The organism is Streptoverticillium olivoreticuli subsp. olivoreticuli, from assembly GCF_003391135.1.
GTDB classification, from domain to species: domain Bacteria; phylum Actinomycetota; class Actinomycetes; order Streptomycetales; family Streptomycetaceae; genus Streptomyces; species Streptomyces blastmyceticus.
In genome coordinates this window covers 8481110-8495634 of record NZ_CP031455.1, presented here as the reverse complement: position 1 = coordinate 8495634, position 14525 = coordinate 8481110, and the positions used below count along the sequence as shown (strand labels likewise).

The 14525-nt window shown below is 68.9% G+C and carries 10 protein-coding genes and 1 pseudogene; 5 read left to right on the top strand and 6 right to left on the bottom strand.

Annotation, left to right across the window (positions count from 1 at the left end; all coding sequences use genetic code 11):
- The first annotated feature begins 160 nt into the window (after positions 1–160).
- Both DXZ73_RS36335 and DXZ73_RS36330 read left to right on the top strand, forming a co-directional pair.
- Complete coding sequence (locus DXZ73_RS36335) at positions 161–1390, top strand: FAD-dependent monooxygenase (RefSeq protein WP_116215172.1); 1230 nt, start codon at positions 161–163, stop codon at positions 1388–1390.
- A 104-nt stretch (positions 1391–1494) separates the two neighbouring features.
- Complete coding sequence (locus DXZ73_RS36330; protein ID WP_116215171.1) at positions 1495–4374, top strand: M4 family metallopeptidase; 2880 nt, start codon at positions 1495–1497, stop codon at positions 4372–4374.
- Positions 4375–4450: 76 nt separating this feature from the next.
- Here the strand turns inward: DXZ73_RS36330 and DXZ73_RS39835 are convergent.
- From DXZ73_RS39835 to DXZ73_RS36305, 4 genes and pseudogenes are all read right to left on the bottom strand, one after another.
- Positions 4451–4645 (bottom strand): annotated as a pseudogene (locus DXZ73_RS39835) (GTP-binding protein); the annotation flags it as partial.
- Between the two features lie 1187 nt (positions 4646–5832).
- A complete protein-coding gene (locus tag DXZ73_RS36320) occupies positions 5833–7224 on the bottom strand; it encodes an IS1380 family transposase (protein ID WP_116209103.1) in 1392 nt (463 codons plus the stop codon).
- 316 nt (positions 7225–7540) lie between these two features.
- A complete protein-coding gene (locus tag DXZ73_RS36310; protein WP_116215168.1) occupies positions 7541–8098 on the bottom strand; it encodes a GNAT family N-acetyltransferase in 558 nt (185 codons plus the stop codon).
- A complete protein-coding gene (locus DXZ73_RS36305; RefSeq protein ID WP_116216112.1) occupies positions 8095–9372 on the bottom strand; it encodes a helix-turn-helix domain-containing protein in 1278 nt (425 codons plus the stop codon). The genes DXZ73_RS36310 and DXZ73_RS36305 overlap by 4 nt, the downstream gene beginning before the upstream one ends.
- 387 nt (positions 9373–9759) lie before the next feature.
- On the opposite strand from DXZ73_RS36305, the gene DXZ73_RS38565 reads away from it, so the two are divergent.
- From DXZ73_RS38565 to DXZ73_RS36290, 3 genes are all read left to right on the top strand, one after another.
- A complete protein-coding gene (locus DXZ73_RS38565) occupies positions 9760–9900 on the top strand; it encodes a hypothetical protein (RefSeq protein ID WP_162890470.1) in 141 nt (46 codons plus the stop codon).
- A 104-nt stretch (positions 9901–10004) separates the two neighbouring features.
- Positions 10005–11123, top strand: coding sequence for a radical SAM protein (locus tag DXZ73_RS36295; RefSeq protein ID WP_116215165.1), 1119 nt, complete (start codon positions 10005–10007; stop codon positions 11121–11123).
- Positions 11124–11360: 237 nt separating this feature from the next.
- On the top strand, positions 11361–12236 hold the full coding sequence (locus DXZ73_RS36290) for a GNAT family N-acetyltransferase (protein ID WP_116215164.1): 876 nt from the start codon (positions 11361–11363) through the stop codon (positions 12234–12236).
- A gap of 64 nt (positions 12237–12300) precedes the next feature.
- Here the strand turns inward: DXZ73_RS36290 and rpmF are convergent, their stop codons facing one another.
- Entirely contained in the window at positions 12301–12471 is a 171-nt protein-coding gene (gene rpmF, locus DXZ73_RS36285) for a 50S ribosomal protein L32 (RefSeq protein ID WP_116215163.1), read from the bottom strand.
- A gap of 74 nt (positions 12472–12545) precedes the next feature.
- Positions 12546–13778, bottom strand: coding sequence for a DUF418 domain-containing protein (locus DXZ73_RS36280; RefSeq protein ID WP_116215161.1), 1233 nt, complete (start codon positions 13776–13778; stop codon positions 12546–12548).
- Between the last annotated feature and the right edge of the window lie 747 nt (positions 13779–14525).

Below are 14525 nucleotides of genomic sequence, written 5' to 3'. Positions count from 1 at the left end.
CCATCCGCACTAGTGCACCATCGGCGCACCACCCTAGCCGAATCTCCGCGGAAACTCCCCCCGCTACCGCTCCAGCACTAGTGCACTACGCATCAACTCCCCCTTGAATACTGGCCTGATGCGCTTGTCCGATCGCTGCGTACGTCGTACATTTCTCACTATGCAGAACACCGACGTACTCATCTCCGGCGGCGGCATCGCCGGTCCCGCCCTTGCGTACTGGCTACGCACCGCAGGCTTCACCGTCACGGTCGTCGAGCGCGCGCCGGCCCCCCGGCCGGGGGGACAGACCGTGGATCTGCGCGGCGCGGGCCGCACCGTGGTCTCACGGATGGGCCTGCTGGACCGGGCCCGGGAACTGAGCGTCGAGCAGCGTGGCCTCGCGTTCGTCGACGCGTCCGGCCGCGTCACCGCCCGGATGCCGGCGGACAGCTTCGGCGGCGAGGGGATCGTCTCCGAGATCGAGATCCTGCGCGGTGACCTCGGCCGCCTGATGTACGAATCCACCCTGCCGGACACCGAGTACCTCTTCGACGACACCGTCACCGGGCTCGTCCAGGACGACAGCGGGGTCGACGTCACCTTCGAGAAGGCCGCACCGCGCCGCTTCGGGCTGGTCGTCGGCGCGGACGGGCTGCACTCCGTGGTGCGCGCGCTGGCCTTCGGCCCGGAGACGACGTGCGTCCGTCCGCTGGACCTCTACACCGCCTGGTTCACGGTCACCGAGGAGATGGACCTCGACGGCTGGTTCCAGATGTACAACGCGCCCGGCGGGCTCGTCGCGTCGGCCCGGCCGGGCCGTCTGCCCGGCGAGGTCAAGGCCGGTCTCAGCTTCCGGTCGGGGCCGCTTCGCCACGACCGCCGCGATCCCGCCGCACAGCAGCAGTTGATCGCCCGGCGCTTCGCCGACGCCGGGTGGGAGGTGCCGCGCCTGTTGCGGGCGATGCGCACGGCGCCCGACTTCTTCTTCGACTCGATGGGTCAGGTCCGCCTCGACCGCTGGTCCGAAGGCCGGGTCGTCCTGCTCGGCGACGCCGGCTACTGCCCGACGCCCCTCACCGGCCTGGGCACCAGCCTGGCCCTGGTCGGCGCCTACGTACTGGCCGGTGAACTCGCCACCGCCGACGGCGACCACCGCGTCGCCTTCAGGAACTACGACCGGGTCATGCGCCCCTATGTCACCCAGGCCCAGCAGCTGCCACCCGGCGGCGCCTCGGGATACGCGCCCTCCAGCGCGCTCGCCATCCGGCTGCGCGACCTCTCCATGCGCTCGATGAACCGGTGGCCGATGCGGAACCTGATGGCCGCGCAGTTCGCCAAGGCCGACGACATCGCCCTGCCCGACTACGACCGCACAACGGTGCGGCAGTTGGAAGGCGACGGCCGGTGATCCCCGGTCGGCCCTCGAGGCGGGGGACGGCCGAAACTCTTCCCCCGCCTCCTCTCTCCCATTGATGCGGCGGCGCATCACCGCTTGCATGGCTCCGCTCGGAAATGTCCCGGCCGTCGGTCGTGACCGGCCGGACATACGCGGAGGGGGAGACCTTGCGGCAGCCCACGGCACGTGCGAGAAGACCGAGAGCATCCAGGGCACGGAGCGGCATATCCGGTGCGGCGGCGCTGATCAGCGCCGCCGCACTTGTCGTTTCGGCGGTGCCCGCCCACGCGGCGACGCCCCCGCCACCCGGTCCCGGGGAGGTGATCCCGGGGCGGGACACCGCGACGCCCACCTTGGTGGAGGGCATCCGGGAACCGGTGAAGGCGACGCAGAGCGCGACGGACGCGGCGCGCGGGCATCTCGCGGACAAGCCGGGCCGCTACCGGATCACGAACCCCGGCCGTGACCTGAGGCCCCTGCGGTCCACCGCCGTCGGCGGGTCGGAGACCGTACGGTTCCAGCAGCAGCACCACGGGGTGGACGTGCTGGGCGGCCAGTACGTCGTCCGCATGGAGAACAAGAACGGCAAGCGGGTCGTCACCGGCACGTCCGGCAAGTACTTCACCGGGCTGAAGGCGGACACCACCCCCGCGATCGACGAGGCGCTGGCCGTGGAGCGGGCGGTCGACGCGACCGTGGCGCGGCTCGGCTCGAAGAGGCCCGGCAAGGACGACGGCGGGGAGGACGGCTCGGCGCCCCGGCTGACCGGCACCGACCGCGGGCTGGTCGTCCTGCCCAGGGGGCCGGGCGTGCTCACCCGGCACGTGACCGTGCGGGGTTCGGACCCGGCCACCGGCGAGCCGGTGCTGCACGAGGTGTACGTCGACGCGCAGGCCGGCTATCCGGTCCTCCAGTACAGCGGGATCAGGACATTCGCAGGCCCCGGACAGCTTTCCGGGAGCGGGGGTCCGGCCGCGGCGGACGCTTCCCGAGGTCCCGCCGAGGAACCGGGGGTGCGGGGCTCGGGCGTCAAGCTCGACGGGAAGACCGTCGAGCTGGATCTGGTGCGGGACGAGGCGCGCAAGGAATACGTCATGCGCGACGGCTCCCGGATGCAGGACAGCAGCAAGAACGCCCTCGCCACCTGGGACGCGCGCGGCACGAGCGTCGGCGATGTGCAGGGGACGTGGCCGTCCGGCATCCAGGAGTTCGGCTCGGCGGGCCCGAACTTCGGCAAGGAGGCCACCGAATCCGGTGCCGTCGACGCCCACTGGGCGGCGGGCAAGGTGTACGACTACTACCGGCAGGTGCACGGCCGGAACAGCCTGGACGGCCGTGGCATGGCCATAAACTCCCTGGTCGGCGTCGTCGGTTTCGGCGGCACGCCGTACGTCAACGCCTTCTGGGACGGCACCAAGATGGTGTACGGCGGCGGTGACGCGGAGTTCCGGCCGCTCTCCGCCGGCCTGGACGTGGTCGGTCACGAGATGACCCACGGCGTCGTCGAGAACACCGCGAACCTCGTCTACGCCGGCCAGTCCGGCGCCCTCAACGAGGCGCTCGCCGACTACTTCGGCAACGCCATCAAGACCGACGCCTACGGCATCCCCATGGACAGCCCCGACTCGGGGCTGCTGGGCGACTTGCTGTGCCGTACGAAGTCCCCGCGCGCGTGCGCCATCCGCGACCTGAACGACGGGAGGACCGCCTCCAAGTCCTTCCTGGGCGTGGGCTTCGCAACGGACAACGGCGGTGTGCACCTCAACTCCACGATCTTCTCGGGCGCACTGTGGGACATCCGCAAGGACCTCGACCGCACGCTCGCCGACAGGATCGTCTACAAGGCGCTCACGGAGTACATGACCCCGCTCGACGGCTTCACCGAGGCACGCGAGGCGGTCATCGCCGCGGCGAAGGACCTCAAGATCACGGACCGGGACCTCAGGGCCGTCGAGCGGTCCTTCAGCGCCCACGGCATCGTGCCCGGCTGGGAACTGGCGACGGGCGTGGACTCCGACCAGCTGCTCGGCAGGGTGAACACGACCAATTCGGCCGTGGGCGCGGGCGGCGGCTGGTGGGCCGCGTCGAAGTCCGACGAGGTCGGGTCCGAGCCGTACTCGGTCTGGGCGGGCCGCATCGACGGCACCGGCGAGAAGAAGCTGATCAGCCCCAACGACGGCCGCTACCACGTCAACCCGGCCACCGACGGCAAAACCGTGGTGTGGCAGGCGTACGGCCGCCGGTCCGTGACGATCCTGGCGCGGCCGCTCGCCGGCGGACCGATCAAGACCTTGTGGTCGAGTCGCCGCGGTGCGAACGAGGTGCGCGTCGAGGGCGACGTCGTCGTCCTGGAGACCGCACCGTCCCCCTCCCGCCGTCATGTGGCGTACATGCGGCTGAGCGACCCGACCCAGACCCCGGTCCAGGTGTCGGAGGAACCCGGTTTCACAACGGGCTTCCCGTCGATCAGCCACGGCCGCATCGCCTACGCGAAGTTCTCCCGCGGGAGCCGTGTCCGGACGTACGCCACCGAGGTGCTCGACCTCGCCACAGGCAAGAGGACGCCGATGCAACAGCTCGGCACGCCCGCGGGCATCAGCGGGACCGCCATCAACGGCTCGAGCGTCTTCTGGCTGGCGAGGGAGGACCAGGCGACGAACCGGACGGCGGTGCGCCGCGCGAACCTGGACGGCTCGGGCGTGGTGGACATCAGCCCGGCGTCGGGCCCGGGCGCCCTGCCGGCCTACGACCTGTCGGCCTCCGAGGACGCGGTGACGGTCACCGCGGGGCTGCCCGGCGGCCGGAACAGCAACGAGGCACTGACCAAGCTGTGGCAGCTCTCGGCGGACGGCAAGTACCGGGGCCGGGTCTCCTGCAACCGCGGCGAGCAGCTCTCGGCGGCGGCGACCGGCAGCAGGCAGGTCGTATGGATCGACGCCACGACCGGCTACAGCGACCTGGTGACCCGCAACCGCCCGGCCGGCAACTGCGGCTGAGCGCAAGGCGGGCCATCACCCGCGAATTGCCGGGCCGGGTGGCGCCGTGGCCGCGACCGCCACCCGGACCGGAGCGTCACGCCGCGTGCTCGTGCTCGCAGGCGGCGTCGATCCCGTAGGTCTCCCAGGCGGGGAACTCGTCCTCGGCGGGCGCGGGTTCGCCCTCTGCCAGCAGGCAGGACGCGAGGGCCGCCCGCAGCGCGTCGGCGCGCAGGTCGGTGCCGATGAAGACGAGTTCCTGGCCCTGGGCGGTGCCCGGGCCGCGGGCGCCATCACAGGCAGTCGCACCCTGCCGGCCCTGTGTCCGTCGTGTGCGCCGCGCCCGCGGGACCGCCGACCGTGACCTGCCGCGCTGGGGAGGCATGCGAGGCAGACATCGGCCGGGACACACTGGGCCACCGGGCGCGGGAGTGGACCAAGTGCCTGCCCCTGCTACTCGCCGCCGGAAGGGGGGCCGATGCCCTGGGAGCCGCGTGGCTCCCAAGCCATACTGAGGAACGGTCTTGAAAACCGAAGTGGCAGCAACGTCACCGTGGGTTCGAATACCACAGCCTCTGCCTTGTGAGCACTAGCACAAGACAGAAGGAGTGCACCGGAGTTGGGGGCACCCCTTCCGCTTGTGGTCTGTCTCCCCTTGTACCGCCGGCAGCTCGGGGGCTGAGGGCAGGCTTTGCTCAGGTTTTCCCTGCTCAACGCCTCCTGCCTCCACGGTTCCAGGGAAGCCACTCCGACAAGGCTTTGATCACTGCCGTGAGGTCTGTTGCCCGGCTCACTGCGATGATCGCCCACGTGCCGAGGAACACGACGAGCAGGGGGATAGCCACTGGCAAAGCGTTCAGTGACGGGACATCAACGAAAGCGACGGTCGCTGAGGGGTAGCGCGTGAGGTCCAATGCTGGCTCCTTCATGTGGGCCAGACTTCGGCGGTACACCTCAGCCAGCCCACCGTCTTGTTGGCAACGGTGAGGGCCGAGTGCGTACCGGCGCGACGACTCAGTCCTATTCAGTTGTCCCTCTCCTGACGGAGAGAGTCTTCGTGTGTGGGTGGTCCAGGCGTTCGCTGTGACGCATTCGCGATGTTGACGGTGATGTCCCGCCGCGCCGGGCGAGGTCGACAGTCGCATTCTGGACGCTGGCTACTGTACCGAGCAGCAGTGGCGTGCGTATGAGATTCGGGGAATCACATCAGGCTTGGTTGCATTGGTCTACCACCGGCACAGAAAAGTGCAGCCTGCCGCTTGCTGTGCGGCGGACTGCACTCTTGCTGGGTGCTCTGGGGATTTCTAAGCCCTGATCCACCGACGTGGTTTGGGGAGTGATCTTGTGACCGGTTTCGAGCCGGTTTGAGGTCGGTGGTTGGGCATGGGCAGGTTGTAGTCGCTGGTCTGCCCAGCTTTTCCACGGGTTCGGTTCCGGTTGGGCCCTGGCGGTGGGCGGGTCGGGTAGGGGCTGGTCGTGTCAGCCGGGTGGGCCGTGGACGGTGTCGAAGAGGTGTGTCCAGGCATGCTGCCAGGGCCAGTTGTGCGGCAGGTGCAGGGTGATGCGTCGTGCGGAGCGGGCGATCCGGGCCGGAACCTGGACCAGGTGGGTGCGGAGAGTGGCGGTGGTGGCCTTGGCGTGGAAGGCGGAGGCCAGTGCGCCGGCCGCCCGCAGCAGGTTGCAGGTCATCGCCCACAGGGTCAGCCAGGCGGAGTTGGCATGGAAGTGTCCCGAGGGCAGGTGGGCCAGGGCGGAGGCTTTGCTGTCGGCGATGACCTGTTCGACGACGGCGTGGTGGCGGTGTTCTTGCTCGGCCTGGAGGGTCCGGGCGGGATTGTCGGTGAAGAACGGGTGGTAGCGCCAGACGGGGAACAACTCGCCCTGCTCGCCCACGGTGGCGGGTTTGGCGAGGTCACGGACCCGGCGCACGATCAGCCGGGCCGTGACCCGCGAGGCTTTCCTGCGGCTGACGAAGGCGGCGTAGACGGGTATCTCGGCGACTTCGGCGTCCGGGATGAGGTCGCCGGTCTCCGGGTCGGGCACTGCGGTCGGGTAGGTGATCTGCTGCCAGGCGGTGTCGGGGATGCTGTGGATGGCCCGTTTGATGGAGGGGTTCATGCCGGTGGTGACCGAGAAGTGGGCGCCGGCCCGGCGGCAGGCGGCGATGACACCGGCGTTGTAGAACTGCGAGTCCGCGCGCAGGATGCGCATGCCGGTGCAGCCGGCCTCGACGGCGGTGGCCAGGGCCTCGCTGACGAGTTTCGGGGCGCCGCGGGAGTCGGCGGCTTTGCCGCGGCGCATCCGCACGGTGGCGATCACCGGCCGGGAGGCGGGGGTGCAGATCGTGGCGAGCAGGGGGTGCAGGGTGCGGATGCCTTTGAACCGGCCGTACTCGGCACCCTGCTTGGCCCGGCCGTAGACGCGTTTGTGGGTGGAATCGACATCGATGAATGCCTTCTCGTCGGAGCCGGGCAGCAGCGGGGTGTGCGCGGCCAGTTCCGCGAGGAACCTGCGGTGGACAGCGTGGAGTTGGAGGGCATGGCCATGGGTGAAGGAGCGGAGGAAGGTGCCCAGGGTGGACGGGGCACGGATCCCTCGGAACACGGTCGGCATCGCGCCGTGGCGCAGCGCGCCCAGGTCGTCGATGCTGTCGGCCCCTGCGGCCATGCCGGCCACGATGCTGGTGACCTTGGCGTCCGCCGCCGCACCCGCGCCGTTCTTCGCCCCGGTCAGCCTCACCTTCTCCGTCACCAGCCGGGGCAGACCGCACCGCCCGGCCAGTCGCATCACCGGGACCAGCCCGGCATGCGCGATCAGATTCGGGTCATCGAACACGGCGGAGACCGCCGCTGGCGTGTGGGAAACTTGCATCTCGGAAGTGCCTTGCTGATTATGCGTGCTGGAAGCCTGAAGAACTCCCATCATTGCAGGTCACAAGGCACTTTCTTGTTTTCCAAGACGTTATCCACAAGGCGTCCGGCGGTGGATCAAGGCTAAGGCTGTGGTCCGGCAGCCTCGGTAAGGGCTCGTTCGATGCAGGCGTTGTCTTCGTGCCGCCGTTCGAGGACCTTGTGGTGAAAGCTGTGAAGGACGGCAATGCTGTACCCTGCGCGGCGGGCGACTTCGGCGGGGGCGACGCCGGGGTGAGCCAGAGGGTGATGACAGCCTCGTTCGACGGACTACAGGGTCACTTGAGGAGGTCGAGCACCATCACGTCATGAAGTTCGGCACCGTTCCACGGGCGCGCTTCCCCGACCTTCCGGTACCCCCATGAGCGGTACGCGGCTTGTGCCGCCGTGCTGTCCGGATGGACGTTGAGCAGAACGCGCTCAGCCTCGACGTCATTGAGTACGGCGTAGTGCAGTTGGCGAGCAATGCCACGCCCGCGCCATGGCGTGCGTAGGGCAAGCTCCATCAGGCCGAAGGTGCGGTGTCCGTCCTCCCGTCGCATGTCGTCGGGCACGGGCGTGACGAGTTGGTCCCACCATCCGGTGTTGGGGCCGAGCAGGTAGCCGTAAGCGATGCCGACCGGCTCGCCATCGTCCGTGCGGGCGAGGGCGCCGCGGAAGGCGCGCTTTCGGGTCTGGGAACGGAACCGCCGGAAAGTCGCTGTGACGTTGTCCTCGGTCTCGCCGTAGGGCGGTTCGGCGAACACCTCGGCATAGACCAGCCGGAACGCCCCCTCAGCCTGCGCCGCAGCCAGCCCGTCCAGACGCTCGACAGTGATTGCCTCTTGCTGCGTCATGAGGTGCCCCTTTGCATGGTCTCGCGGATGCGCACCGCGCAGTCGCGGGTCGCAGTGCTGTCGACGTGAGTGGCGGCTCGGTGAAACTCGCGGATCTTCTCCAGCAAGCGCGGTGAGGAGATGCCACCGCATGTATCGAGGACGCGGTTCATTTCCGCGCACGCTTCGTCGGCTTCCCCGGCGGCGAGCAGCACACCCGCAAGTTTCACGCGATAGGAGACGCTGTTGCGGACGAGTTCGCCGCCGATGCCGTTCACGGCGGCCCGAAGGAACGGCACGGCTCGGTTGGGCTGTTCTGCTCGGACGTACATGTCTGCTGTTGCGTAGTCGACTTCGAAGGGGCCTACGAACTGTGCCCAGTTGGGCACATCCGTGTCGCAGTCCGTGCGGCCCTGGTGACTGACCGCACGGCTCAAGGCGCGGCGGGTGCCGGCAAGGTCGCCGGCGTGCGTGGCGACGTTGGCATCGCGCAGCGCGATCACCAGGTGTACTGCCGGGCCGGCGCCCACGCGCGTGGCGAGGCGGTAGGCGTTCTCCACCGCGCTTGCGGCCTCCCACGTTCGGTCTGCCTTGATGGCGAGGAGCACGAGGGTTTCCAGCACGGAGACTTGTAGCAGCGGGTTGTCGACGAGCTGTGCCGCGGCGAGAGCCTCCATACACGCGGCGCGACCCTCGTCGATGCGGCCTCCGTCGTATCCGTACCAGGCTCGGTGCCCGTACAGCTCGGCTAGCATCGTCCGTAGTTCATGGCCGATGCGGCAGGTGTAAGAGGCTGCACCGAGGGCCTGCGTGATCTCGCCTTCAAGTCGGCGAGCCTGCGTCATGGCCGGGACACTGCCCGTCGCGTGGTCCGTCCGGTAAAGGCCATCCAACTGTGACCGTAGGCGTCCAATGTCGGCTGTGCCGACGCGCGGCCCTGGCATCGCGGGGACAAGCGCAGCCACAGCTAGGGCACCCGTGTCCGCTACGAACCTTCTCCTCTTCACGTCTCCAGCGTCGCTGATCGGCGCCGAGACCGTCACGCGGTGTCGGGGAACGTCGAACTCCAACTCGACCAGCGGTACGCCGAACATTGCTTCCAACACGATCTGCTGGCTTGGATGTGGCAGCGGTGGGGGCTCCTCGCGCTCCCACCGTCGCAATTGCCGCACGCTTACGGACGCGTCGAGACCCAGCCGCGTGGCTTCCTGTGTGAACGCCGCCACGAACGATTCCTGCGTGTACCCAGCAGCTTGCCGTAACCGCGCGAGTCTGCTGTTCGTCTTGCCCGCCATGCGCTTCCCCTCGCAACCGCGGATTGTCCCCTCACCGTAGGCGAAAACGTCCGCCTGAACGTCCGGTCTCACAGCACCCACGGCGCTCGCTCTGGCGGTGCACTGGTGATGCACCGCTTCCGACGAGCTATGCAGCGAGGAGGCAAGTCTTGAACAGGCCCGGAAGAGCGGCTATCGCACGGACGACAGACGATGCCGGGACCAGTGTCAGGAGCCATCGATGACTGCCACGCGCCCGGGGACCTTGCCGAAGTGGCTCTGCCGCGGTGCGCGGGTGATGGACACCGCGACAGACCGTGAGGGCATCGTTCACGGCATTGGGCAACCGTACAGCCACGAGAAGACGCCGTCCTGCGTGTGGTTGCTCCCGCCTGGCGGTGGCCTTGAGTGGTCGACCGAGATCCCGTCCGTACGACCGATCGATGCCCAGAAGTGAAGCAGCGATTAGCAGTCCTGGCCTGGATCTGCATGTGGGTCGCCATCGTCGTCCCGCTCGCGATCATCAGCGACCCGTATCGCGGCCCGTAGAACGCACTCGACTCCCGCCCCTGCCGGTGCCTTTCCACCGTGCTTCCCCCACGGGCCGTATCCCGGCAGGGGCGGGGCTCCACACTCAAGGAAGAGAGAGGGGCATGCACGAACTCATCGCCAGCCCGTTCCTCGAACAGCACATGCTCATACGGCACGGGGATACATCCGGTCTCCTGCTCCCTGAGGTGAACTACGAAGAGCTGCGACAGACAGCAGGCGCAGAGATGCCGGGGCCGCCATGGCTCCTCAACGCCGTCCGTGACCGATGGGGGCTGAGTCTCGGCGACCGGGCCATGGGCGAGTACCTGCTCGTACGCGAACCGTCCGAGTACGGCTACGTGCGGGCGAGCTGGGAAATCAACCTCGGGTGCAACTACGCCTGTAGCCACTGCTACCTGGGAATCAAACAGTTCGCCGGCCTGCCGTGGGGCGACAAGGCGCGTCTGCTGCACATCATGCGCGACGCGGGCGTGCTCTGGCTCCAGATCACCGGGGGCGAGCCGACGATCGACAAGCACTTCGCCGACGCGTACGCCCTGGCGTACGAGCTGGGCATGATGCTGACAATCTCGACCAACGCATCCCGTCTCTGGCATCCGGCGTTGCTCGACCTCTTCGCGAAGTACCCGCCGTACCGGCTCGTGGTAAGCGTTTACGGAGCCACTGAGGAGAGCTACGACAGGCTCACGCAGCGCCGCGGTTCCTATCGGGCGTTCCGGCGCGGCATCGACGCTGCGATCGAGGCGAGGCTGCCGGTACGGCTGAACATCGTGGTCACGAACGAGAGCGCCGAAGAAGTTCAGCGCATGGTCGACATGGCCGAAGGCTGGGGACTTGAGCACAACGTGTACACGAACATGACGCCGACGATCTACGGCGGTGCCGAGTCCCTGCTCGCCCAGTCCGCCGCCCACTTGAAAGAGCGGAAGCGGTTCACCGGCTGCAACGCCGGTCACACGTTCTTCCACGCCGACCCGCACGGCAAGGTCAGCATCTGCAAGGTGGGCCGCGACGACCAGATCGACCTCATGGCGGAGGGAATCCAGGGACTCCGCCGACTCGGCGGAATCGCCGACAAATTGATGCTTCGCACCGGTGGCTGCTCGGGATGCACGCTGTCCGGCTCTTGCATGGTGTGCCGGCCGCTCGCCAAGCAGTACCAGGAGGCGAAGGCACCACTGATCAACTACTGCCAGCACGGACAAAAGGAAGTGGGGTAAGAACATGCCCGCAGTACCCGTAACGATCTATCCGACCCGCCCGCCGGAGACAGCACCCGTGACAATCAGCGCCGTGACGATGGTCGACGACCTCGACACCGTCATGGACTCCGTCAAGTGCTCCTGCAACGCCGGCGACGACAACCCTCACTAGTCGCCAACCGAACACAAGCGCTCAGGCCCCGACGAGTTCGCGTCGGGCCTGAGACGCGTGGTAAGAGTGAGTAGGGTGCCGCCATGCGCTTCCGGTGGGACTGGCTACGCCCTGAAATCACCACTCCGTACGTGCCGACGATCGGCCCCGTGCATCCCGATACACTTGGCCTTGAGCTCTTTGCTGACATCACCGACATCGCCGATACGGGACGTTTTCTCCCATACGACAAAGACCGCCGATGGTCCGACACCAAGACCGAGTCCGTCCTCGTCGAGGACGTCGGCCACGGTCCACACGAGACGCTTATCCCTGCTCTCTCCCGCCGCGGCGCCGGTGTCGTGACGGTTCACCTCTACGGCAGCAGACCCGACGGCCGCGACATCGCTGCCGAACTGGCAGCCAAGCTCTGCGCCACCCACGAAGCAGCTACAGGCCGTGTGATCTGGTTCACCGGGCCCGACGAGCAACCGCCCCTCGACGTTGCAGTGACTCGCGTACAGCTCCGCGAGTTCACCCCTGAGCAACCGCCGCCGGCGTCTGGTGCCGTGCACCCGCTAGACGACGCCCCGGCACCCGCAAGAGCCACGTTCGCGCGCTTCGCCGAACGGCTCGCCGACGAGGGGTTCGCCTTCCTGCACGGGCAGGTAACCGCGGGGCGGGTGGGGCCCGTCCTCGTCGCCGTCGATGAGGGGCATGTCGTGGGCGCCATCGGACCCATGGAGATCATGACCGACCCTGGCGGCGCCGCCCGTCTGCTCCCGCAATATTTCGGCGTACTTCCCGAGCACCGAGGCCGGGGGTACGGGCGCGCCCTGTGGCGAGCTGCCATGTACTGGGGGCACAGCAATGGCGCCCAGTATCAGCTACTCCAGACCGAGATCGACGGCCCCTCGGACCGCCTCTGCCGATCCGAGGGGCTACGCTCCCTCGGCTTCGTCTGTGTGACCAAGGTCTGACCTACTCCGCGCCGAGGAACCCGGACAGGACGGTCACGGGCAGTCGGTCGTGTGCCATCGCGGTTCAGCCCTCGGGGCGCAGCAGGCCGCGTTCGTACGCCTTCACCAGCCGCTGCGGGACCTGGTACGCCGAGCCGTCGATCGTCACGGGGACGAGCTGCGGGGTGGCGGCCTTCCATTGGGCGCGGCGGTGGCGGGTGTTGCTGCGGGACATCTTGCGCTTCGGGACGGCCATGGTGCGCTCCTGGGTGAGGTGGGCGTCGTTCCGCAGAGGCTATATGGAAATGGATCCCATTTCCAACTCAAGGCCTACCGGACGAGCCGGGCGGCCTTGGTGGCGGTGTTCAGGAGGTACTCCAGCGGCCCCCGCCGGAAATGGCGCGACCAGGCGAGGGCCAGGAGGGCGGCGGCCGCGATGAAGCCGAGCAGCACGGGCAGCGGCGAGCCGGGCACGTCCTCGATGCCGAGGGCCCAGATGCCGACGATGTTGAGCACGTAGGCGGTCAGCGACATGGCGCCGATCGCGATGACCGGCCTGGCCAGCCGGCGGACGCGGGGCAGCCCGTCGGCGGCCGCGAGGCAGGCCGCGAGGACGGTGACGGCGACGCCGGTGCCGCCCAGGATCGACAGGGTCGTCTCGCTGTGGGGTGAGGCCACCAGCAGCCACGCGGGTGTGCCCCCGGAGGGGTCGCCCGCGGTGTCGGACCACCAGAGCGACATGGCGGAGCCGGTGGTCCCGGTCGCGTCGATGGCGTCGGCGGCCCCGGGGAGGAGGTGCAGCGCCAGCCAGGAACCCCCGTAGCCGAGGACGGCGAGGGCGCCGCCGGTGAGGGCGAGCCGGAGCCGGACGGCGGCCGAGGCGAGGTCGAGCCGGGCGACGGCCATCCCGGCGATGACGAAGGGCATCCAGGTCAGCACCGGATAGGCGCCGGTGAAGAGGAGTTCCAGGAAGCCGCCCGTGCCGCTGATCCGGGCGAGCGGGTCGTGGTGGAGCACGGCCGGCGCCCAGCCGCCCGTGCGGATCGAGTGCTGTATCAGGTAGAGCACCTGCGGCAGGACGAGCGCGCCGGCGGCGGCGATGACGGCGAGCGTCCCGGCGCGCAGCCCGCGCAGCGGGAGGGCGAGCACGAAGTACAGCGCGTAGAAGGCCAGGATCACATCGACCGGGGTGCCGGTCATCGTGAGCGCGGTGCCCAGCGGGAGCAGGACGGCGGAGCGGATCAGGATCCTGGTGACGGCCTGCCGGCCGGCGCGCCCTGTCCGGGGCGTGCGGCGGCCGGTGATGAGCAGGAGCGAGAACCCGGCGAGGAAGGCGAAGAGCGCCGAGGCCCGGCCGTGGGACAGCTCCATGAGGAAGCCGACGGGCCCGCCGTCCGACGGGTCGGGGCCGACGTGGGCGGCGTACATCCCGAGGACCGCCAGGCCGCGCGCGAGGTCGACCCCGGCCAGCCGGGCCGTGGACGGTGGCGCGGCCCGGTCCGGCGGCGGGTCCGTGGGAGGGGCCTGGGCCGTCCGTCCGGCGGGGGAAACGTTCTGTGTCATGGCTCCAGCGTCGGCTGCGTCGGTGTCCGCAGAACCATGCTTCCCGGTTGATTTGAGGGCGAGTTGGGAGACCGATGACCCCTTCGTGGGCGGGCCTCCGCGACGCGGGTCCCCGGTGCGGGAGGGGGCGGGTCGAGGGGCCCGGGGGCATGTTCCACGGCCCCATTGACAATGGGAACAGCAAGGTGCGGGAAAGCATAGGGGTAATCGAGAGCCAGACTTTGCACGGCTGAAACGCCTCACGAAGGCATCGGGCGAAGCCACGGCCGCGGTGAATGGCCGGTTTCCCGGCTTGACTTGTCGTCGGGGCGGTGGCGGTGTGTCGCCGTACGGGCCCCGACTCCCCCGTCCCCGGTCTCCCGCGACCGGTCGCCGCGGTGTCCGCACGGGGCCCGTGGGCGACCGGTCGGCCGGGCAGTGGTATACGGACGCCGTGTCGCGGCATACGGACGGAACGCCGCGTCGGGAGGGGGCCGGTGTCCGCCGCCGGAGTGGCGCGTTCACATTGGTCCAGCGGGCGCGACTACGCCGGGATCCGAAGGGGAAGAGATGCTTCCGAGGGGCTGAGCGGTGGTCGTCCTCCCGACCCGTCCCACCGTGGCGCGGTGACATTCCGTGGGCACGGGCCGACGGCAACGGGCCAGTCCACGTTGGCGCATATGCAGCTGTTCGCCTCGGCTGGCCGAACCTAGTTTTCGTTTCGCCTAAACGTGTGGCCTACGCGAAAAGGGCATGGCCGAAACGTCG